16 protein-coding genes are annotated in these 21035 nt (G+C 34.2%); 8 read left to right on the top strand and 8 right to left on the bottom strand.

Going from position 1 to position 21035, the window contains the following annotated elements:
- Positions 1-3 precede the first annotated feature (3 nt).
- A complete protein-coding gene (carB, locus tag CBP76_RS02245) occupies positions 4-3180 on the top strand; it encodes a carbamoyl-phosphate synthase large subunit (protein ID WP_102195308.1) in 3177 nt (1058 codons plus the stop codon).
- Positions 3181-3251: 71 nt separating this feature from the next.
- Here carB and CBP76_RS02240 read toward each other — a convergent pair whose 3' ends face one another.
- From CBP76_RS02240 to CBP76_RS02225, 4 genes are all read right to left on the bottom strand, one after another.
- Positions 3252-6422: an SbcC/MukB-like Walker B domain-containing protein gene (locus tag CBP76_RS02240; protein ID WP_102195307.1), complete on the bottom strand. Its 3171-nt coding sequence runs from the start codon at positions 6420-6422 to the stop codon at positions 3252-3254.
- A complete protein-coding gene (locus CBP76_RS02235; protein WP_102195306.1) occupies positions 6419-7606 on the bottom strand; it encodes an exonuclease SbcCD subunit D in 1188 nt (395 codons plus the stop codon). The genes CBP76_RS02240 and CBP76_RS02235 overlap by 4 nt, the downstream gene beginning before the upstream one ends.
- A 141-nt stretch (positions 7607-7747) precedes the next feature.
- Positions 7748-9157, bottom strand: coding sequence for a C69 family dipeptidase (locus tag CBP76_RS02230; protein WP_102195305.1), 1410 nt, complete (start codon positions 9155-9157; stop codon positions 7748-7750).
- Between the two features lie 79 nt (positions 9158-9236).
- On the bottom strand, positions 9237-9878 hold the full coding sequence (locus CBP76_RS02225; protein WP_102195304.1) for a TetR/AcrR family transcriptional regulator: 642 nt from the start codon (positions 9876-9878) through the stop codon (positions 9237-9239).
- A 95-nt stretch (positions 9879-9973) separates the two neighbouring features.
- Between CBP76_RS02225 and CBP76_RS02220 the strand changes: the two genes are divergently transcribed.
- The 3 genes from CBP76_RS02220 (at position 9974) to CBP76_RS02210 (ending at position 15504) form a co-directional block, all read left to right on the top strand.
- Positions 9974-10978, top strand: coding sequence for an NAD-dependent epimerase/dehydratase family protein (locus CBP76_RS02220; protein ID WP_102195303.1), 1005 nt, complete (start codon positions 9974-9976; stop codon positions 10976-10978).
- Between the two features lie 88 nt (positions 10979-11066).
- Entirely contained in the window at positions 11067-12020 is a 954-nt protein-coding gene (locus tag CBP76_RS02215; RefSeq protein WP_102195302.1) for an aldo/keto reductase, read from the top strand.
- A gap of 559 nt (positions 12021-12579) precedes the next feature.
- A complete protein-coding gene (locus CBP76_RS02210) occupies positions 12580-15504 on the top strand; it encodes a hypothetical protein (RefSeq protein WP_102195301.1) in 2925 nt (974 codons plus the stop codon).
- A 55-nt stretch (positions 15505-15559) separates the two neighbouring features.
- On the opposite strand, the gene CBP76_RS02205 is transcribed toward CBP76_RS02210, so the two are convergent.
- Together CBP76_RS02205 and CBP76_RS02200 are read right to left on the bottom strand one after the other, a co-directional pair.
- Entirely contained in the window at positions 15560-16402 is an 843-nt protein-coding gene (locus CBP76_RS02205; protein WP_102195300.1) for a mechanosensitive ion channel family protein, read from the bottom strand.
- Between the two features lie 63 nt (positions 16403-16465).
- Complete coding sequence (locus tag CBP76_RS02200) at positions 16466-16720, bottom strand: hypothetical protein (RefSeq protein ID WP_102195299.1); 255 nt, start codon at positions 16718-16720, stop codon at positions 16466-16468.
- A 119-nt stretch (positions 16721-16839) separates the two neighbouring features.
- Between CBP76_RS02200 and CBP76_RS02195 the strand changes: the two genes are divergently transcribed.
- A complete protein-coding gene (locus tag CBP76_RS02195) occupies positions 16840-17010 on the top strand; it encodes a DUF3955 domain-containing protein (RefSeq protein WP_217350192.1) in 171 nt (56 codons plus the stop codon).
- Positions 17011-17031: 21 nt separating this feature from the next.
- Here CBP76_RS02195 and CBP76_RS02190 read toward each other — a convergent pair whose 3' ends face one another.
- Positions 17032-17385, bottom strand: coding sequence for a DUF2200 domain-containing protein (locus tag CBP76_RS02190; RefSeq protein ID WP_102195298.1), 354 nt, complete (start codon positions 17383-17385; stop codon positions 17032-17034).
- 112 nt (positions 17386-17497) lie between these two features.
- Here CBP76_RS02190 and CBP76_RS02185 point away from each other — a divergent pair, with 112 nt between their 5' ends.
- Together CBP76_RS02185 and CBP76_RS02180 are read left to right on the top strand one after the other, a co-directional pair.
- On the top strand, positions 17498-18022 hold the full coding sequence (locus tag CBP76_RS02185) for a GNAT family N-acetyltransferase (protein WP_102195297.1): 525 nt from the start codon (positions 17498-17500) through the stop codon (positions 18020-18022).
- Positions 18023-18061: 39 nt separating this feature from the next.
- Entirely contained in the window at positions 18062-18646 is a 585-nt protein-coding gene (locus CBP76_RS02180; protein ID WP_102195296.1) for a peptidylprolyl isomerase, read from the top strand.
- On the opposite strand, the gene CBP76_RS02175 is transcribed toward CBP76_RS02180, so the two are convergent.
- Positions 18643-19488: a LysR family transcriptional regulator gene (locus CBP76_RS02175; protein WP_102195295.1), complete on the bottom strand. Its 846-nt coding sequence runs from the start codon at positions 19486-19488 to the stop codon at positions 18643-18645. The genes CBP76_RS02180 and CBP76_RS02175 overlap by 4 nt on opposite strands.
- A gap of 100 nt (positions 19489-19588) precedes the next feature.
- Between CBP76_RS02175 and CBP76_RS02170 the strand changes: the two genes are divergently transcribed.
- Positions 19589-20608, top strand: a complete 1020-nt coding sequence (locus CBP76_RS02170; protein WP_102195294.1) for a YeiH family protein — start codon at positions 19589-19591, stop codon at positions 20606-20608.
- Positions 20609-21035: the final 427 nt, after the last annotated feature.

The raw sequence follows: 21035 nt of genomic DNA, 5'->3' as shown, positions 1-21035 counted from the left end.
AAATTGCCAAAAAGAACAGATATTAAAAAAATTATGATTATTGGTTCTGGTCCAATTATTATTGGTCAGGCTGCTGAGTTTGATTATTCTGGGACACAAGCATGTTTAGCACTAAAAGAAGAAGGTTATGAAACAGTCTTGATTAACTCCAATCCAGCGACTATCATGACTGACAAGCACATTGCTGATAAAGTTTATATTGAACCAATCACATTAGAGTTTGTGGAAAAGGTTTTAGTTAAAGAGCACCCTGATGCGATTATCCCAACACTTGGTGGACAAACAGGCCTAAACATGGCTGTTCAACTGCAAAAAGCTGGGATTTTGGATCAACTAGGAATTGAAATTATTGGAACTAAGTTGGCTACCATCAATGAAGCTGAAGATAGAGAAGAATTCAAAGAACTAATGAAACAACTTCATGAACCCGTGCCAGCCTCTAAATCGTCTTATACTTATAAAGATGCCAAAAAATTTGTTGATGACATTGGTTTTCCTGTTATCATTCGTCCAGCGTTTACTATGGGTGGAACCGGTGGTGGAGTTGCTCATGATTATGAAGAATTAGAAGAAATTGTTGAACGTGGTCTCAAAGCGTCGCCATCAACCGAGGTCTTGATCGAGCAGAGTATTGCAGGTTTTAAAGAAATTGAATTTGAAGTAATGCGTGATAGTGCCGATAATGCTTTAGCTGTTTGTAATATGGAAAACGTTGATCCAGTTGGAATTCATACTGGTGATTCTATTGTTGTGTCACCAATCCAAACTTTGACGGACCCAGAAGTACAGAAGTTACGTGATGTTTCTTTGAAAATTATTCGAGCATTAAAAATCGAAGGTGGCTGCAATGTACAATTGGCCATTGATACAAAAACTAGCAATTACTACATCATTGAAGTAAATCCCCGTGTTAGTCGTTCCTCAGCTTTAGCTTCTAAAGCAACTGGTTATCCGATAGCCAAAATTGCGGCCAAAATTGCGGTTGGTTTAACTCTGGATGAAATCGTTAATCCAATTACGGAGAAAACTTTTGCTCAATTTGAACCAGCACTGGATTACGTAGTTTGTAAGATTCCTCGTTGGCCATTTGATAAGTTTTCCAAAGCTGATAGAACGATTGGTACACAAATGAAGGCCACTGGTGAGGTAATGGCATTAGGTAGAAATATCGAAGAAGCCCTTCAAAAAGCCGTTCATTCGTTAGAAATTGATCAACAAGATTTGATAATGGATTCGTTGGCTGAACAATCATTAGAGAGTTTGAAAGAATATGTTCAAAATCCTACTGATGACCGTCTGTTTTATATTGCTGAACTATTGAGAAGGGATGTTTCGTTTGAAACTATTAATCAATTAACTGCTATAAATCCCTATTTCTTGGCGAAAATAAAAAATATTGTTGATTATGAAAAAGTTTTGACCGAAGGAACTTTAGACAAAAATATTGTCTATGAGGCTAAAAGATTAGGCTATTCTGATAAGACTATTGCGCGTTTGAATAATTTGGATGAAGATATTATTCGTCATTTTCGAAAACAAAGTGATATTTTACCTACTTATAAAATGGTTGATACATGTGCAGGTGAATTTGAAGCTGAGGCACCATACTTTTATAGTACTTATGAAACAGAAAATGAATCACAACGAATGTATGACAAAGCAGTTTTGATTCTTGGTTCTGGGCCGATTAGAATTGGTCAGGGAATTGAGTTTGATTATTCAACTGTTCATTGTGTCAGAGCCGTTCAACAGATGGGATATAAGGCAATCGTTATTAATAATAATCCTGAGACAGTTTCAACAGACTATTCGGTTGCCGATAAATTATACTTTGAACCTTTAACTTTGGAAGATGTTCTAAATGTTTGTGACTTAGAACAACCAGTAGGTGCCATTGTCCAATTCGGTGGACAAACGTCAGTTAATTTAGCTGAGCCGCTAAAAGAAAATGGTATCAGAATTCTTGGTACACAAGTAGAAGATATTAATAGGGCGGAGGATCGAGATTTATTTGATCAAATAATCAAGAAACTGAATATTCCTCAACCGACTGGTGGAACGGCAACTTCCCAAAAGGGTGCTTTAGATGTAGCTCATAAAATTGGTTATCCAGTTTTGATTCGTCCTAGCTATGTTCTAGGTGGACGTGCTATGGAAATAGTGAGATCTGATCAAGAGTTAGATAAGTATATGCATGAAGCCGTACATGTTTCAAATGATCATCCAGTTTTGATTGATACTTACTTAACTGGAAGAGAATGTGAGATTGATGCCCTCAGTGATGGTAAGGATGTTTTGTTGCCAGGAATTATTGAACATATTGAAAGATCCGGAGTTCATTCTGGAGATTCGATGGCGGTTTATCCACCACAAAATATTTCTGATGAGGTACAAAACCAAATTGTGAATTATGCTAAATTGTTAGCTAAGGAACTGAAGTGTATCGGTATCATGAATATTCAATTTGTAATTCATGAAAATCAAGCCTATGTCATCGAAGTAAATCCGCGTGCAAGCCGAACTGTGCCATATTTGAGTAAAGTCACAAGTATTCAAATGGCAAGAATTGCCACTAAGTTAATATTAGGAGCTGATTTTGAAACATTGGGATTAGAGCCAGGGCTAGAACCGGAATCACGTTTGATTCATGTTAAGGCGCCTACTTTCTCCTTCAATAAATTGAAAGATGTTGATAGTGCCTTGGGACCAGAAATGAAATCAACTGGTGAGGTCATGGGATCAGGCATTGATTATACAGAGGCATTATATAAAGCTTTTGAGGCTACTAATCAACATATTAAAGATGCAGGTAATGTATTAATTACCGTGAATGATAATGATAAAAAAGAAGCCTGTGGTTTAGCAAAACGATTCCATGATGTTGGTTTCCAAGTTTTGGCTACTAAAGGAACAGCACAATATTTAAACGATTGTGGTATTAAAGCCAAGGTAGTACCTGAGGTGGGACAAGCCAAAGAGGATATTATTTATTATTTGGGTCACAACAAGATTCAACTGTTGATCAATACCTTGGGCGAGAGCAGGAGTCATCATTCAGATGGGTATATTATTCGTCAGAATGCAGTACTAAATTCAGTACCATTGTATACATCTCTTGATACTGCCAATGCAATTTTAAAAGTGTTAGAAAAACGTTTTATTAGCGTTAATCCATTATAAAAAAGCTGATCTGGCGACTATTTTAATAGTTGCTAGATCAGCTTTTTTTATTCCAAAGATTTAATTGAGGATTATTTATTAATTAATTCAACACGACTGTGTCCATTGCCAAGCTTTTTAATAAGCAATTGTTGGCCTATCGTATTTTTCATTGACTCGACGTGACTGATTACACCGACCATACGATTTTGACCAATTCGCTCCAAGGCTTCCATAGCTTTATCAAGCGTTTCATCATCAAGTGATCCGAATCCTTCGTCAATGAATAAGGCATCAATTTTGACACCGTTTGAAGAAGACTGAACAACCTCACTAAGTGAAAGGGCAATTGATAGAGCAGCAATAAAGGTCTCACCACCAGATAGAGTTTTTGATGAACGAACAAAACCGGTATCCCCATCAAAGACGTTAATATCTAAACCATGATCGGTACGCATATCAGAAGCATCACTGGCAAGAACGAAGGTATAACGACCGCCTGAAAGCAAATTTAAGAAATGTTCATTAGCGTATTTCAAAACTTGCTGTAGGTAATTTTGAACAACAAATGTTTCTAATTTCAATTTGGAATTGACGTTGCCTTTACCATTGATAACGTTATAAAGGCTGGCAATAGCATTGAATTCTTCCTTGAAGGAGCCTTGCTTTTTGACAATAGAGAGAACCCGTTGTTGAATCTTTTCTGCATCATCAAAGGCATTAGTGGCACTGGTTGAGGCTTTGATTGCCGCTGTTCTTTGATTTTGAAGTTCGTCAAGGGTTTCTTTTAGAACCATTAGGTTTGGCTTTTCTTTACCTGTCAGATTGGTCTCAAGCTGTTCGATTGCTGTTGAAAGGAGTTCTTTTTCCTTATTATAACTGGCAATATCGTCTTTGAAATCAGACAACTTATCATGTTCAAGTTCTGTGATCCATTGTTTTAAGATATCAAAGTTATTTGTTTTAGCAGTGCTTGAATTTAGGGCATCATTTGTTTGGGCAGTTAGACTAGCAATTATTTCATTGTGTTGACTAAGTTGCTTTTCAATATCTTCTAGTTGTGTTTGGATTTGTTTTAAATCTATTTCGTTAGCATGAAGTAGGTTCTCTGCAAGTTTAAGTTCCTTTTGATAAGACTCGACAGCTGATTCTAATTCCTCTTTTGTTGTTTGCAATTCAAGACTAGTTACTTTCAGATCAGGAATTTCTGCCTGATATTTAGCTAGATCGGTTGACCAAGTTTCTCGTTTTGACTTGATGTTGCTTAGTTCTAATTTATTTTGATTCAACTTGGTCTTGCTGTCGGTTAACTGTTCTTCCAATTTTTTAATAGTTTGAATTATTTTTTGAGCCTGAGCTATTTCTTCGTCAAGGTTCTCCGTTGCTGTTTTGAATGATTGTTTAACATCCTTTAAGGAAAAATTCTTTGGTAATTCGATTGAGGAATCATTCAGAACAGTTTGATATGTTTCGATTAATCTTTGATCGGCCTCAGATAATTCTTGTTGCTTTTGTCTTAATTCTTTGGTTGTTTGGTCAATATTATCAGAAACTATTTGAACAGAATTATTAGCGGCCGCAAAATCTTTTTGAGATTGGTCTACGTCTTCAATTGACTTGCGAAGTTGTTCCTCATCGGCGTCAACGATCGTTGCTGCATAGGGGTGTTCAATGGAACCACAAACTGGACAAGGCCTATCATCGACAAGCTCTTTTCGTAATTGCGCTATCATCAAAGATTGACGGTTTCTTTTCTTGGCTTCATAGTCTACTTGAGCGGTGTTTAATTGATTAGATTTGATTTTGAATTCATCATTTAGTGTATTTAGGTTATTCTGAATTCTTGATAAATCTTTATTGAGAGTTATTTGATTATTTACTAGTGGCGTAAGTCTATCAAGATACTCATCACGTTCGCTGATTAACTTGTCCTTATTGTTTTGAAGTGTCTCTACAGAAACAATATTTTTATTTTTTTCATCAATTTGTTGTTGTAAAACAGATATTTCATTAATCTTTTCCTGAACGGATATTTCAGCATTGTGTAATTTTGGTTTTAGATTAAGCAAGTTTTGGATGAGTTCTTCAGAATGATGAACGTTGTTGATCAATATGACCAATTCTTGGGATTCTTTGTCTTTTTGATCAAAAAGATCTTTTTGGGCATTCAATTTATCTAAATTTGTTTTTGCCTGATTAAATTTAGTTTTGACGGTCTGTAAAGATTTCGAGATATCGGCTTTATTTTGAGAAATCTTTAATCTCTCAGTTTTTGCTTTTTCCAAGTCACGAATAACTTCACTTAAAGGTTTGGCCCATTCCAATTCAGTAACATGTTCTTTTTTCTGAATAATCATGTCAGACTTTGAGACAATTTGGGTTTGATATTTACGTTTATTAGTAGTTAGGTCATCGAATAACTTTTGAATATTCTGGGCGTTTAAATAATTTGTATTAGCTATTTTCCAAGAATCATTGATTTTATTTTCTTCTGTTTGGGTTGAAAGCAGAATATTGTGGCGTTCTTTTACAATATTTTCCAAGACAGAAAACCTTTGTTCGTCAGGCGCAGCTTTTAATTCAAGTTGCTCTTGCTCAGTCCAAATAGTTGAATTAAATTGACTATTTAACTCTTGCGTATAAGTGGCATTAGTTTCATTGGCTTTGTCAAAACGTGCTTTTAGTCTGCTGGTAAAGTCTGTAAAAATTTGAGTACCAAAGATCTTTTTCAGAATAGCTTCTTTATCATTGGTTGAAGATTTTAAGAATTCAGAAAAATCATTTTGTGGTAGTAAAATAATCTTTTTAAATTGATCAACTTTCAGCTTCAAAATGTTATCAATTTCACTACCAACATCCCTAGGTAAAGTCGCAATACTTTCCAATTCTACGCCGTTAATATCATCAACTATGGATAAATTAGCGGTTGATTTTGATATTTTTAGACCTGTACCACGCTTTTTTTGAAGTAGTTGTTCAGGGGTTCTTTCAACTTTATAAATCTTGCCATTTTGTTCGAAGTAAAAGATAACTTTGGTGGCTTTATCATTAGGAGCAAATTGGCTACGTAATTCTTTTGCATCACGGTCACTATTTGTCGTACTGGCAAATAGTGCGAAGGTCATTGCATCGAAAATGGTTGATTTTCCGGCACCAGTATCACCACCAATCAGGAAAATGGCCGATTCTTCTAGCTTGCGGAAATCAATAATGGAATGTTCGTGGGGACCAAAATAGGTCATTTCTAAGTAAACGGGTTTCATTTGTTATCTCTCTCTACTTCATTGAAGATAGTTTCAATAAGTTGTTTTTGTTGGTGTGACGGTTGTTCTTGCATGATTGTTTGAAAGAACTCTGAAACTGTTTTTTCTGGGCTTAGATCAGTAATGTCAGTCGTGAAATCTTGTTGACTCAGACTGGTAGAGTTACTTTCATAATTCAGTTCAACAACAGTACCGTAGATTTGTTCTAGCTCAGAGCGAGTATTCAATTGTACATGTTCGCTACGATCAAAGTCTTTAACTGTGATAGCGAACCAGGCCTCTTTTACTGGTTGTTTTGTATAAAAATTTTGGTCACAAAGAGTATCCCAATTTTCCTCTAATACTATTAGGTCAGTCTTTGGAGTGATGGGTTTAAAGTCGCGGGTAATTTCATCATCGATGTTAACGATATCGACCCCCTTAGATTGTCCTTTGACACGGGCTTCTTTAATGTTGAATTTAACGGGACTGCCAGAATATCGAATGTTTTTATTGGGTGAGGCAAAGCGAGTATGAATATGGCCCATCATTACGTAATCAAAATCTTTAAACTGTTCGGTAGTTAAGGTTGCCAATCCACCTACTTTTGAGGTTGTTTCACTGGTTAGGTCAATTTCCTTATCTTTATTAGGAGTCACAGAGAAGTGGGTAATTAAAATATGTCGTTTGTTAGGATCAAACTTTTTAATTATGTCTTTGATAATAAGATTCATAGCATCATTAATTGTAACGATATTTTTAACCTTTTCATCGTCAAGTCCTTGATGGTGATAGTAAACTCTGGCGTCTAAAGGGTCGAAAAAAGGCAACATAAAAATTTGAACGGTATCTAATTCAATCGGAGTGAAAGTTTCTTCTAAGAAGGTATTCAAATGAAAATTAGTATATTCCATCCATTCACGACCAGAACTCAGGCGAGTAGCACTATCATGGTTACCAGAAATGGCATAGATAGGGAAATGATTTTCTAAATTCATTTTTTTGAGCATATCGGTTAAAGCAGTAACTGCTTCGGGATTGGGCACTGCCCGGTCATAAATATCCCCAGCAATGACGATTCCATCTACTTGCTCGTCTCTAGCAATCGTTAAAATTTGTTCAAAGGCATGTTTTTGCTCATTTAAAAGTGAATATCCGTTGAGGGTCCGGCCAATGTGCCAGTCAGCGGTATGTAATAGTTTCATAGTTAATCCCTCCAATTGAATTCATTGTATCAGAGCATCTTGTTTAATGATGATTTACTTTTTTTAGTATATCATTTTGAAAGAACGTGTGTTCGAAAAAGGACATAGAAAAAGGCGATAATTAATTATCGCCTTTTTGTATTAATCATTTAAGTTATAACGTAATTTCATATGTTCAGAACCCATGATTACCATGTCTCCAAGCAATTTAGTTTGTAATTCAAAGGCTGTTTTAGCTAATTCTTCATTAGCATTTTCTAGGGCTTTTTGAATGTCTGTTTGATTTTTAATATCGGTATCAGTGTCATTTTGAATTTTACGGTAAGCACTCATAGCGTCAAGTTCATAATCATTTCTCATATCAACATACAAATCATAATCAGTATCTCCAAGTAAAGCAGTTGTACAACTTAGCCAGTACATATTGTTAAGATCGAATTTACCGGTTGCATTTTTGTAAGGAGCAGGGGTATCTTCAACATTTGTATAGAAAGGAACAACGGTATTAAAAGTGTTGGCTCCATAAGCAAGCCAATGGATACCGGCAATTTCAGCGGGAACGTTATTTCTGATTTGAAGGATGTGAACGTTATGGTTTCTGTTGATACCGATTGGACGGAAGAGTTTCTTGTCGTCTTCAGAACCATTACCATAGACGTCATATTTAGTGTTTTCAAAATGAGAACTCAAAACAAATTTAACATCTTCAATAGAAATTTTGCGATTGGCACGACGAATAAATGGCAAATCTTGTTCCATTGGATCATCAGCCGTTTGTTCAGGGCTAAAGAATTTTTGACCATACCAAGTACGAGGATTGTTGTAAACAGTATCTTTGACTGATGCGCTACCAAAGATATGTCTTAAATTATAATTTTCAAAATCAGGATTAAGATTATTTTCATCAATCAGGCTCTTTAGATCTTCTGAACAAAGAGTGTCAACTGAATCAAAATTGAAATTATCAATGTTCATACGGTTGGGGGCAACAACGTATGCGTCGTCTGGAATACGAACCGCAGCCCAGTGATGTCCACCAATTGTTTCTAACCACCAAACTTCATCGTTGTCAGCAAATGAAATTCCGTTTGGCTCATAAGTACCATATTGTTCTAGTAAAGAACCAAGGCGTTTAACACCTTCGCGAGCATTTTTGATGTAGGGAAGGACTACAGTAACAAGGTCTTCTTCACCTAATCCCCCTTCAACGAATGGATCTAATCCTAAAACACGTGAATTAGTAGTAATAGTTTCAGTAGCTGACATGGCAACGTTATCGCTATTGATACCGGCCGCTGGCCAGATACCATTAGTTAAAATTGAATTAGGGATCGACGTGTAACGTTTAGGGTTATCAGGTAGATCAACTTTAACTTTGCTAATAACAGATGTGTAAGTTTTTGGTTGGTCTTCTGGATTAACTACCACAAAACGTTGTGGATCAAGAGCCTCATGACCGTCATCGTTTCTAGAAATCATTGTGGAACCGTCAATTGAAGCATTTTTTCCTACTAAAATTGATGTACATGAACCTTTGATACGTTTTTCCATGATATGAAAGAGCTCCCTTTTATGAATTTAGTATCTTAATTATAACTGGTTTGAGATAGTTATCCAAATTGGATATTAGTTAATTGTTGATTAGTGAATAAGTATCGTAATATTCCTTTATAACAGTTTCACCAAATGATTTAACTCCTTCTGGAAATTGATTTTGTTCATCAATTAGTAAAGTTTTAATTTGATAGATAAAATATTCTCTTAAATATTGTTCACCCTTATCTAGGGAAATCTGATTAGTGTAAACATTGTCCAAGATTCCACGAATATTAATTTTATTTTGGAAAAGTAGAAACTCTGCTGAAACGTCATTAATGATTAATTTTTTAATTTGAGCATCTTTATAAAATGTGACTAAGTTCTCTAGGTAACTCTCGTATCCTTGTATGAAATTTCTATATAATTGAGGATATTTTTGTTTTAGTTCATTTTCAAACATGTCGGTTGTCGAACCTAATAACAATAGAGAATTTAGAATAGTTGATGATAAATTCTCAACCGAGGCACCCTGTGGGATAGGATACTTTGTTAAAAATTCCATATGCCTATTTATTACGGATTCAACTATCTCATCTTTATTTTTAAAATATAAATATAGTTTAGCACGACTAATATCAGCCTTCTTTGCCAAGTCGACCATTGAAAAATTAGTAAATCCTTGGATTAAAATAATGTGATTGAACTTAATAATCAGTTCTTCTTTAGGTGTCATGTGTTAATACCTCCAAAAATAATTATATCATTTCTTTTACATATTAGACACTTAATAGTATTATTTGTCTAAATTAAACAAAAAGGACATAAATTATGAAAAAAATTATTGTAACAGGTGGTACAGGTTTTGTGGCAGGTTGGGTGATTGTTGAATTCCTTAATGCAGGTTATGAGGTGTCGACAAGTGTTCGTTCAATGAAGAAAGCCGATCGTCTAGAAAAAGAAATTTCAAAGGCTGTTTCTAAAGATGAAATGAAGAATCTAAGCTTTTTTGAAGCAGATTTGACTGATGATAAAAATTGGATTGAGAATATTAAAGGGGCTCAAGGAGTAATCCATGTGGCTTCCCCAATGGGCAACGGAACTCAATCAGTTGAAGAGTTAGTTACAGTTGCGAAGAATGGGGCGTTGACAGTGTTAAAGGCCGCCAAAGAAGCTGGGGTTAGGAGGGTTGTTATGACAAGTTCTCAGGCAGCATCAACTCCTGAAAGGAACAGTAGTGAAATTCTGGATGAATCTTTTTGGACAGATATTAATAACCCTGACTTGGACCCATATCGAATTTCAAAAGTTGAGTCGGAAAAGGCTGCTTGGAAATTTGCCAATGAAAATAATATGGAATTAACTACGATTCTGCCAGGAGCAATTTTTGGACCAATCTTGTCAGATAAAGCAGTTAGTTCAAATAATGTTTTATTGAGATTATTGAATGGAATGCCAATGACGCCTAATGTACCGTTAGAAATCTCTGATGTTCGTGACTTAGCACATTTACATCGTTTGGCATTCGAAAATCCTATTGCCGTTGGAAAAAGATATTTAGCTGCTTCACAGGTTTTAACTATGGCCGAAGTTGAGAAAGTTTATCAAAGTAATTTTCCATATAAAAAAATTAAGATCCATATGATGCCTAATTTTGTTTTGAAAATAGCTGCCCGTTTTATGCCTGAGTTGCGCTCATTGGTTCCGATGCTTGATCGAAAATATCATCACACAACAGCAGCTGCAGAAGATGACTTGGGTTGGGAACAACGTGAGCCGGAAATAACGGTTTTAGATTCCGCTAAAGCATTAATAAAATATGGGATTGATAAATAATTCAAATTTTTTTAAAAATTAATTGACCTAGACCATACTCTAAGTATTATTGTTAGGTCGTTGAGAAAAAGAAAGGAATTTGATAATTATGAAGCAATTAAATATTGGTAGTACAAATTGGTCTGCATCAGCAGTCGCTTTAGGAATTATGCGTATGGAAGCTTTATCCACAAGGGATGCAGCTAAGGCCTTGGAAGCAGCAGTAGATAGTGGGATTAACTATATTGATTCTGCTGACATTTATGGAATGGGTAACTCGGAAAAAGTATTTGGTGAAGCTATGAAAGAAGCCAATATTTCACGTGATGATATATATATCCAATCAAAGGGTGGAATTGTGTTTGATCCTGCTCGTAGCCATGGGAGTTTTGTCTTTGGTAAGCGTTATGACTTTTCTAAAAAGCATATTGAAGAAGCAGTTGATGGAATTCTTCAAAGAATGCAAATTGATTATTTGGACTCTTTCTTATTACATCGACCAGATCCGTTGATGGAACCAGAAGAAATCGCTGAGGCTTTTGATGATTTACAAAAATCTGGTAAAGTTAGACATTTTGGTGTTTCTAATTTTAACCCAGAGCAATTTAAGCTAGTCCAAGAATCTGTTGATCAAAGATTATTGATTAATCAGTTACAATTTAGTATTGCCCATACAGGTATGATTGATTTTGGTATGCATACTAATATGACTGATGCACGTTCAATTAATCACGACGGTGGATTATTAGAGTTTTCTAGACGCATGGGGACGACCATTCAAGCTTGGTCACCTTTCCAATATGGTATGTTTGAAGGAACCTTTATTGGCAGTGATAAATTCCCAGAGTTGAATCAAAAACTACAGGAGTTAGCTGATAAATATGGTGTAAGCAAGAATGCCATAGCAACGGCTTGGATATTAAGACATCCTGCGGAGATCCAAGTAATTATTGGAACAATGAATCCAGAACATATTAAAGATAGTGCTTCTGGTGCTGATGTCCAACTTACTAAACAAGAGTGGTACGATGTTTATTTTGCTGCAGGCAATGATTTACCCTAAAAGTTGAATTAGTTTTTGTTTTAAAACACATATAAAAATAAAGCCATATTGACCGAATTAATGATCAATATGGCTTGTTTTTTGCATCAATAGTTCTAATTAAACTGGAATATATTCCTTTTATATATATACGTTTTTAAAAATGAGTTCCAAATTTTGTTAATTTGGTATTTAAATAATTACAAATAGAACCGTTTTGATTAGAGAAAATCGTTGGAAAGTAATATTGGTATATAAGCAAATAAATTATCGAACAAAAATAGAATTTTTGTAAGGATATATTATGTTGAAATAACAATAGGTTTTAATCAATAGATAATTTGAACTTTTTTAGATGTGCCAAAGGATTAATATTGGTATATACAATTTGTAAAGAAAGTGTTTTGCAGTTGAAATCGATTTCTAAATTAGAAATACATTAGGTATTATTAATAAAAAGCATAGCGGAATTAATAATTTGTACTTCATTTCGTAAAAAACTCGTTTTAATAAAATGAATCAAGATTTTCTTATCGTGATGATAAGATTACCAAATCATTTTATGCGAGGTGTTCGAATTTTGAAAAAAATGAAATTAGCTATAATATTTGCCAGTTTCTGGTTGATTTTTTCAGCCAGCTTAACTACGACCCTTATAAGGGCAGAGACCGAAATTGAAGATACCACAACTCCTCTGACGGAAGCTGCTAGTTTGGAAGATATTATTGAACAAAAAGACAACACTGAGGTGACAATCAGTTACGCTCTTGAAGATAAAAAAGAATTAATTTTGAAGACAGATCAAAAAGACATGATCGATGTTCATGCACTTAAAGAAGAATTAGGTAAAGATAAAGTCAAAGAAAATTCTGATAAAAAAGAATTGATTTTGACATTAGATAACCCTGATTCAACAGATTTCACAATGTACGTTGATAAAGAGAAACCATTTTTGTTATCGGTTTTGAAATCTGATGGTGAATTGATTTTTGATTATCAGTTTAATGAACTGGAAAAGTATGATTCACATGAAGATACATTCGACGATCAATTTGAAGAAGCAACTTGGACAAGGGTGGACAAACCAAGATTGAGTAAGGGCCCAATTATTGAACATGCCGATGGTTCAATGGTTCAGCCATATCTTTATTTTGGAGATTATGAAGAAACGATTAGACCTGGTGCAACTTTGGAACAGAGTTGGCTACAACGAGGTGATAAATCACGTCAAAATAGTTTAACAGCACCTAATACAGCTATTCTTTATGCTGAACCTGGTAGTAGGATAGAAGATGGCCCTAAATCTCTGACTAATCATGTTTATACCAATCATTATGGAGATAATCAAAAGGGTGATTATGATTCAGTATCATTAGATAGAACAGAAGACAAACCTTATGGAACGCCTACTAGTTATACATCAAATACATTGTATAACAGTGTTAGTAGGTCTGATGATAAGTATCGACCATCAATATCTGGACCTAATAAAATTGGAAAGTCTTATGCTATGGTTAATACACCAAAACTTTATTATCGAGTAGATCCTCGTACTGGTTTTGAAGAGCAACGACTTGTCTATAACCAAAGAGCCAAGTGGGAAAATAGAAAGGGTAAAAATAATCCGGAAGTAACGACCACAATTAAGTTATCATTTACGAAAACAGGTCGAGTTATTACGCACATTACTTACAAGAATACCGGAACAACAACTATCCCTAAATTTATCGGATTATCCAATCATGATTTGTCTCTTAACAAAGATGGGGCAGAGTTAAGAAATAATTATGATGAAAAGATTGGTAATTATATTCCTATGCGAGCACTTGGCAATAAAAGGGGAATGTATATGCAAGCTCCTAATAATGAAATTAGAACTAGTATTTATGTAAATCACCCAGAAGAACCAGGCGCTTGGGCGGCCAGATCAGCAAGTAGATCTTACTTGGCTACTAGAGGATATATTAGTGAAACCCTCATTAGTTTGTTACCAATATATAAAGAAACCTATTATCCATGGAAAGTTGGTAAGAAACAAAATAGTGGATTCTTTGATAATAAAGAGAATCATTATATATTCCCTTATACTCCAAAGGGTTATAATAATGCATTTGAAAGTTCAAATGATTCAGGTGATAAAGATAAGCTATTTAAGTCAGGCAAACGTCTAGGAGCAGAAAGAGAAAAAGATCCAATGTGGGATTCAGGTTTGACTCTTCGAACTAATGCAAAAGATTTAATTGTAAATGGAACTGTTGAAATGGAATATAGTACCATGACCGATGTTCCAGGAAGCACTTTTAGTCCAGTAGTTATTTATGATTATCTGGGTACAGATGATGAACCTCAAGTTTTGCCATTAGGAACTAAAAAAATAGCTCTGGATGGTCATTGGTATGATTTTGATAGTACTAACGTGACTCTTTATTATGGAATTGATAGTAAAGAAGATGGAGATATGCAAAAAGTCATGTTAAATGGGAAACAATCCCCTCAGGATGCCGAAGTTGGAAAGTTCAATGAATTTTCTTCTGAGATAGATATTCAAGGTTTAGAAAAGGGTCCTCATAAGATTTATTTGATTGCAATTGATGAAGATGGCAATAAGTCAGTGATGCAAGAACATGTTTTTAACTTAATGGATGTGTCTAATAAAGAACCTCAAATTGCAGTTACTTCTCCTAAAGGAACAAAAAAAGAACCATATGCACCAATATCAGAGAATATGCGTTTAAAAGGTTTTTGGTCAGATAGAGATAGTTCAAAAATTAAATCAATTACATATCAAATAGATGATGGCCCTGAGCTAGTTCATTCAGAGAATATCAAGAATAGTAAAAAGGGATCATTAGTAAAATGGACGCTAGATGATTTAGATATTAAAAAATTCAATGATTTTGATGTTCATATGATCAAATTTCAGATTACTGATGCGGAAGGAAATATTGGTACAACAGAGTTTTATTTCCGACATATTGGTGGGAGCGTTAAACTGGTTGCCCCAGAAGAAATAGATTTTGGTTCATTATCGGTAACTCCAAGTACTAATAATCCAATTAAGCCTAATCTAAATGACGGTAAAGTATTGATTGAAGATTTTAGAGAGAAAGATTCAAATCCTATTTCTTTAAGTCTCTCCATTGATACTTTCTATAAGGTGGATGAAGATGATGGTGATGATAACGGCGATGATGGTGATAATGCTGATGGGGACGGTGATGATACTGATGAAGATGGAAGTGAAGAAGCCGTTCCAAGTAAGGCAGACAATAAACCAGAGTCATTAATGCATGATGTTTTTTGGAAGGAAAATCTAGTAAGTACGAAAGATTTAATAGTTGGTAAAACTGAAGGTCATAAGAATCACGAATGGTTCCAAACGACAGATTTTACTAATGAAATAACAAAGAATCTAAAGTTAAACTTTAGATCTGGTGAAAATGGAGCATCAATTGGTAAATATGTCAGTCATTGGACTTGGCAAATGATTGATTCGATAGATTAGAAGTAAGGAAAGGCATAGTTATCTCAATCAGAGAGATTAACTATGCCCTTTTTTATTACTTTGGTAATTTTATTCCATGGTCGTGAATAGCAGATAAGTATTTTTCTAGTAAAACATTTTTAGCATTAAATTGAGCACCTGGTTTGGTGTAAGCAGCAACTTGAATGGTTAAAGTACCATCGTTTTGATTAGAAAATCCAAGAATTGCAGGTCTTTTGGTAATTTGAAGTTCATCTAGTTTTAGATTTTGATTAACATCTTCGATAATTTTGGTGATTTCATTAAATGGAGAATCATTAAAGATTGGAATTTCCATTAAGGCCTGCATATTATTGCGAGATTTGTTGCTGACAACGGTGATATTACGATTGGGGATATAATTCAATGTTCCATCGGTACTTTGAATTTGGGTAGTTCTGATACCAACATAGGTAACTCTGCCTTCAACATTATTAATTTTAATAGTATCGCCAACACTGATCTGTTGTTCCAAAATAATGAAGAAACCATTAACCATGTCGGAAACAAACCCTTGAGCACCAAGACCAATAGCTAAACTGAAGATCCCGGCACCAGCAACTAGGGTTCCAACAGGAATACCAATGGCGGAAAGAATTGCATAAATCCAAAAGAACATTAGAACGTATTTAAAAATGTTGAGTACTAAAGTATAAATAGTATCTAATTTTTTGGGGGAAATAGTGGCTCTGGTACTACGCAATCCAGTTTTAAAAATATGTCGAATGATTTTTTTTCCAATCCAATTGATTAGCAACAAGACAATGGTTAGGAAAATCAATTGGAAGACTATTCCACCAATATGTTGTAAGACGGATTCCCAATTAATTTTGAGAAAAAGATTTTTGATAAAAGTATTAAAGTTGAGGGATGTTTTCAAGATAGTAATTCCTTTCAAAAAGCTAAATATATTATAGCAAACAAAAAAGACTAGGATGATTACCTAGTCTTTCATATAGCTATCAGGAACAAAATCTGCAACAGCAACATATAATTTATCTGATAAGTTTCCGTATAGTTCATGTTCACCGGTCATAAGTGTGAAATTGATATTATCGCATGATTCAATGAGCTTGATTGCAGCAGCAATTTTTAAATCATCGTGTGAACAATCAATAACACTTTCGCCTGTGATGGTAATATCTAAAACAGGGCTATCTTGCCCTAAAGTATATTCTTGAATGTTTTCTGTGATCAAAATGTTACTCCCTCAGGTTTTGTTGGACTATAAAATACAACTTTTATAAAGAGATAGCAATCGATTATACAGATCGTATATGTGCTATATTGTAGTCTACAAATAATATGAGGTGAATAATGAAAAAATCAAAAATATTTTTATATATGATGTTTTCGGAATTTTTCTTAGGAATTATCTGTTTTTTATTATCAAGGGTAATTGGTTCAAATGTTGATGGAAATGGAATCCTGCATGAACCGTTCTTTTTGATACCATTGGGATATTTATTCTTTATTATAGGCGCTTAATAAGTGGATTATTTTACTTGATTAAGAGGTTCTCAAAATCTTATCAATAGCTTTATTATGAGCCAGTTCATCAATCAATTTATCAAGGTAACGAATCTTTTGAACGAGCGGATCTTTAATTTCTTCTACCCTTATGCCACAAATACTGCCCTTAATAAATTTTGCATTATCATTTAGGTGGGGTTCGGCATTAAAAAACTGAGTTAGTGTAGATTCCTTGGTTAATTGTTCATTTAGGCCGGTCTCATCATACCCCGTTAACCAATAGATGATCTCATCTACTTCAGATTTAGTATGACCTTTGCGTTCAACTTTTTGAATATAAAGTGGATAAATATCTTTAAATAACATATCGGAGATGTCTTTCTTTTTCATTTTTCCCTCCTAATAATCGTTTGACATCAGTGTATCAAATTGAGGAAAAATGCACTCGAAGTTTGTTTTGGAGTATATTATAGAGAAAAGAAATTAAAAAGAAGGTTAATTAATGGCACTTATTTATATGAGAAAAGCAAAAACTTCTGATATTGATGCAATGATGGAAATAATTGATGAAGCTAAAGCATTATTAAAAGCTGATGGAAGTACACAGTGGCAAGATGGTCATCCAGATAGAGCTTTGTTACTTGATGATATTGAACATGGTTTTGCTAGAGTTTTGATTGTAGATGGTGAGGTTGCTGGAACGGCGACTTTAATGACTGCTCCGGACCCTAATTATGCCAAAATTGAAGGTAGTTGGAGTGACACAACTGATCCTTATGGAACAATTCATCGTATTGCCATTTCTTCGAAATTCCGTGGCTTAAAGTTGAGCAAGTTTTTCTTCTCAAATCTAATTAGTGATACCTATTCCCAAGAAATTTATCATATGAGAATCGACACTCATGAAATGAACAAGAGAATGCAGCATTTAGTAAAAGAATTTGGATTTAAATATACGGGAATTATTTATGTCTCAGATGCTATTGATGGTAAACGTTTGGCATATGAACTAAGTATGGTAAAGTAGTTTTACATTGAATGGTCAACTATAGAAGGGAAAAATAAAATGACATATCCACAACTAGATTTAGAAAACGCTAAAGGTAGCGTGGCAACTATCAATACCAATCATGGTATGATCAAGATTCAACTTTTTGATGAATTAGTACCCAAAACGGTTAAGAACTTTGTTGAACTAGCAAAAAAAGGTTATTATAATGGAATTATTTTTCATCGTGTAATTCCTGATTTTATGATTCAAGGTGGAGACCCAACTGGAACTGGTATGGGTGGAGACAGTATCTATGGTGCTAGTTTTGAAGATGAATTTACTGATCAATTATTTAACTTAGATGGTGCTTTATCAATGGCTAATGCGGGTCCCAATACTAATGGTAGTCAATTCTTTATTGTTTCTAATCAAAATATGCCTAAGCGTATGATCAAGGAAATGGCTAATGCAGGTTATCCTGAAGAAATTGTAGCAGAGTATAAAAATGGTGGTACTCCATGGCTCGATCATAGACATACTGTTTTTGGTCAGGTTATTGATGGTATGGATGTTGTACGTGAAATTGCTCGAGCAAAACGTGATGGCAATGATAAACCTAAAGAAGATATTGTAATGGAAAGTGTAGAAATATCAGACTAGATTGATTCTGATATTTTACGATAAGTATCTTTAAAATATGAATTTTTTAGAAAAACTAGACTGATGGGATGTTCCACGTGAAATCCTTGTAAGTCTAGTTTTTTTAATTGATTAGATCTCAATTCATCAGTCACTAGTGATTCGTACATGAAACTTATACCTTGATTCTGTTTGAGAAACTCTATAATTGCTGATGGACTAGCGATTTCCATCGATTCTTTAAAATCAGTTACGCGATAATTTTGAGTTGCCAACCAATTTTCAAAAATAGCACGGCTACCAGATCCGTTCTCTCTTAATAGTAGAGTTTGACTAAATAGATCTTCAATAGTTGAACCGGTTATATTGTTACTAGCAATACAAATAAAATTTTCTCTTTGAACAAAAAAAGAATCAAACTCTTCTTTGTCAAAGTTTCCTTCGACTAGCCCAAAGTCAACTTTGCCATCACGTATATTTTGAAGAATGTGTTGGGTATTGTTGATTTTAGTAGTTATAATATTGGCTTTGGAAGATAATTTTTGAATGAATTTTGGTAGGATAGTAGAACTAAGCGATAAGGTACAACCCATTTTTAAATGTTCAATTCCATTTTTTAATGATTCAACAATTTTGTGGCTTTCTAAATCAATTTGTTTAGCAAAAACAGCTAATTTTATTCCTTCTTTGGTGAGAGAAATTTTACCATGATCTCTTATGACCAGTTGAAGCTCTAATTCTGCTTCTAAAGAACTGATCTGTTGGGAAACAGCTGGCTGAGTGATAAAAAGCATTTGGGCCGTTTGTGTAAAGGACCCAGTTTCGTTAAGAACCATAAAAGTTTTGTATCGTTTGTCTAACATCTTTGACAACTCCTTATAAATTTTACTTATGACTATCAAATAAATACTAATTTTTACTTATCTGTATTCTATATTATCATCTAAATATGGAGGAAAGAGTATGTATACAAAATTATTCGAAAGAAGTTTTTATTATGCTTTATTAATGACACTTCTTTGTTCACTTATTGGTAGTTTTCTGGGAGGACTACCTTACTTAGCCATTATTGGGGCCTTAGTTATTTCTTTGATACTAGGTATGATGTTTCAATTGTATCGTCCAGCTATTGAAAAGGCTGAAGTAGGGATTGGTTTTATTTCTAATAAATTTTTACGGTTAGGGATCATTCTGTTAGGATTCAAATTAAATCTGATAGACTTAGCGAATGCGGGAATCAAAACGATTCTTTTAGCGATTGTTATCGTTAGCGGAGTTATATTCTTAACCTATAATATTGCTCGAAAATTTGGAGTTAGTAAGAGACTAGCTATTTTAACTGCCAGTGGAACAGGAATTTGTGGAGCAGCTGCTGTTATGGGAATATCACCTCAAATAAAAGTTTCAAAGGCTGAAGAAAACGCTAAACATGATGATGAGGTACTAGCTGTTGCAATTGTTGCAATTTTGGGAACAGTTTTCACGTTAATTGAAATCGCTATAAAACCATTGTTGCATATGACACCAACTCAGTTCGGTGTAATGGCCGGTGGATCGTTACATGAAATTGCTCATGCTATTGCAACTGGTGGAGCAGGCGGTGCGGTTAGTCTAAGTTCAGCGATTATTACTAAACTATCTAGGGTATTGTTATTAGCACCGGCTGCCTTAATAATTGGAATTTGGTATCAACGTCAAAACAAGTACGTTAGTACAGAAAAAGAAAAATTGCCAATACCTTGGTTTATGGCAGGTTTCTTGTTAACAAGTGTAATAGGAACTTTTGTGCCAATGTCGAACGGAACTCTGGATATGTTAGTTAAGTTAGCGTATATAGTTCTAGGAATGGCTATGGCTGCATTAGGGATGAGTGTCAATTTCAAAGTATTTTTGAATAGTGGAAAAAAAGCCGTGTATGCGTCGCTTTTGGCATCGATAGTTCTATTAGTTTTTACAATTATAGTTAGCAAGATGTTCTTTTAGTGATAGGAAAAACAAAAGTTATATTCAGATTGAATAAGGCAAAAGGGAGCTAGTATTTGATCATCTCTCTTTTTTATCGAATAAATTGTATAGAAGTAGTGATATTTTAGGATTAAAATCGTGCTATAGTATTGGTCAAAAGGGTAAGGCCATCTTTTTATTTAAATTAATTGTTATTTGCTAATTAATAGGAAGAAACAAGCAAATAATCAATCGTAAGCAAATAAATTGAAAAAAATACAAAAAAGTACTTGCATCAGTTTACCTTTAAAGGTAATATATATCTTGTTGTTGCGACAGAGCAATGGCATCAACGCTTTCAAGCTTTATCGCTTGACTGTTGATTCCAAATTATTTTAAAGAAATGCTTGACTTGATCTTGCATCTTCGGTAAGATAATTAAGTTGTCTGTTGAGATGACATCTAA

Origin of the sequence: Companilactobacillus nuruki (assembly GCF_002872255.1) — a bacterium.
GTDB classification, from domain to species: domain Bacteria; phylum Bacillota; class Bacilli; order Lactobacillales; family Lactobacillaceae; genus Companilactobacillus; species Companilactobacillus nuruki.
This window is presented reverse-complemented; position numbering and strand designations above follow the sequence as displayed.

Coding starts and splice junctions, on each gene's coding strand:
- CBP76_RS02240 (WP_102195307.1), bottom strand. CDS start 6,422: ATGAAACCCGTTTACTTAGAAATGACCTATTTTGGTCCCCACGAACAT.
- CBP76_RS02235 (WP_102195306.1), bottom strand. CDS start 7,606: ATGAAACTATTACATACCGCTGACTGGCACATTGGCCGGACCCTCAAC.
- CBP76_RS02230 (WP_102195305.1), bottom strand. CDS start 9,157: ATGGAAAAACGTATCAAAGGTTCATGTACATCAATTTTAGTAGGAAAA.
- CBP76_RS02225 (WP_102195304.1), bottom strand. CDS start 9,878: ATGACACCTAAAGAAGAACTGATTATTAAGTTCAATCACATTATTTTA.
- CBP76_RS02220 (WP_102195303.1), top strand. CDS start 9,974: ATGAAAAAAATTATTGTAACAGGTGGTACAGGTTTTGTGGCAGGTTGG.
- CBP76_RS02215 (WP_102195302.1), top strand. CDS start 11,067: ATGAAGCAATTAAATATTGGTAGTACAAATTGGTCTGCATCAGCAGTC.
- CBP76_RS02195 (WP_217350192.1), top strand. CDS start 16,840: ATGAAAAAATCAAAAATATTTTTATATATGATGTTTTCGGAATTTTTC.
- CBP76_RS02190 (WP_102195298.1), bottom strand. CDS start 17,385: ATGAAAAAGAAAGACATCTCCGATATGTTATTTAAAGATATTTATCCA.
- CBP76_RS02185 (WP_102195297.1), top strand. CDS start 17,498: ATGGCACTTATTTATATGAGAAAAGCAAAAACTTCTGATATTGATGCA.
- CBP76_RS02180 (WP_102195296.1), top strand. CDS start 18,062: ATGACATATCCACAACTAGATTTAGAAAACGCTAAAGGTAGCGTGGCA.
- CBP76_RS02175 (WP_102195295.1), bottom strand. CDS start 19,488: ATGTTAGACAAACGATACAAAACTTTTATGGTTCTTAACGAAACTGGG.
- CBP76_RS02170 (WP_102195294.1), top strand. CDS start 19,589: ATGTATACAAAATTATTCGAAAGAAGTTTTTATTATGCTTTATTAATG.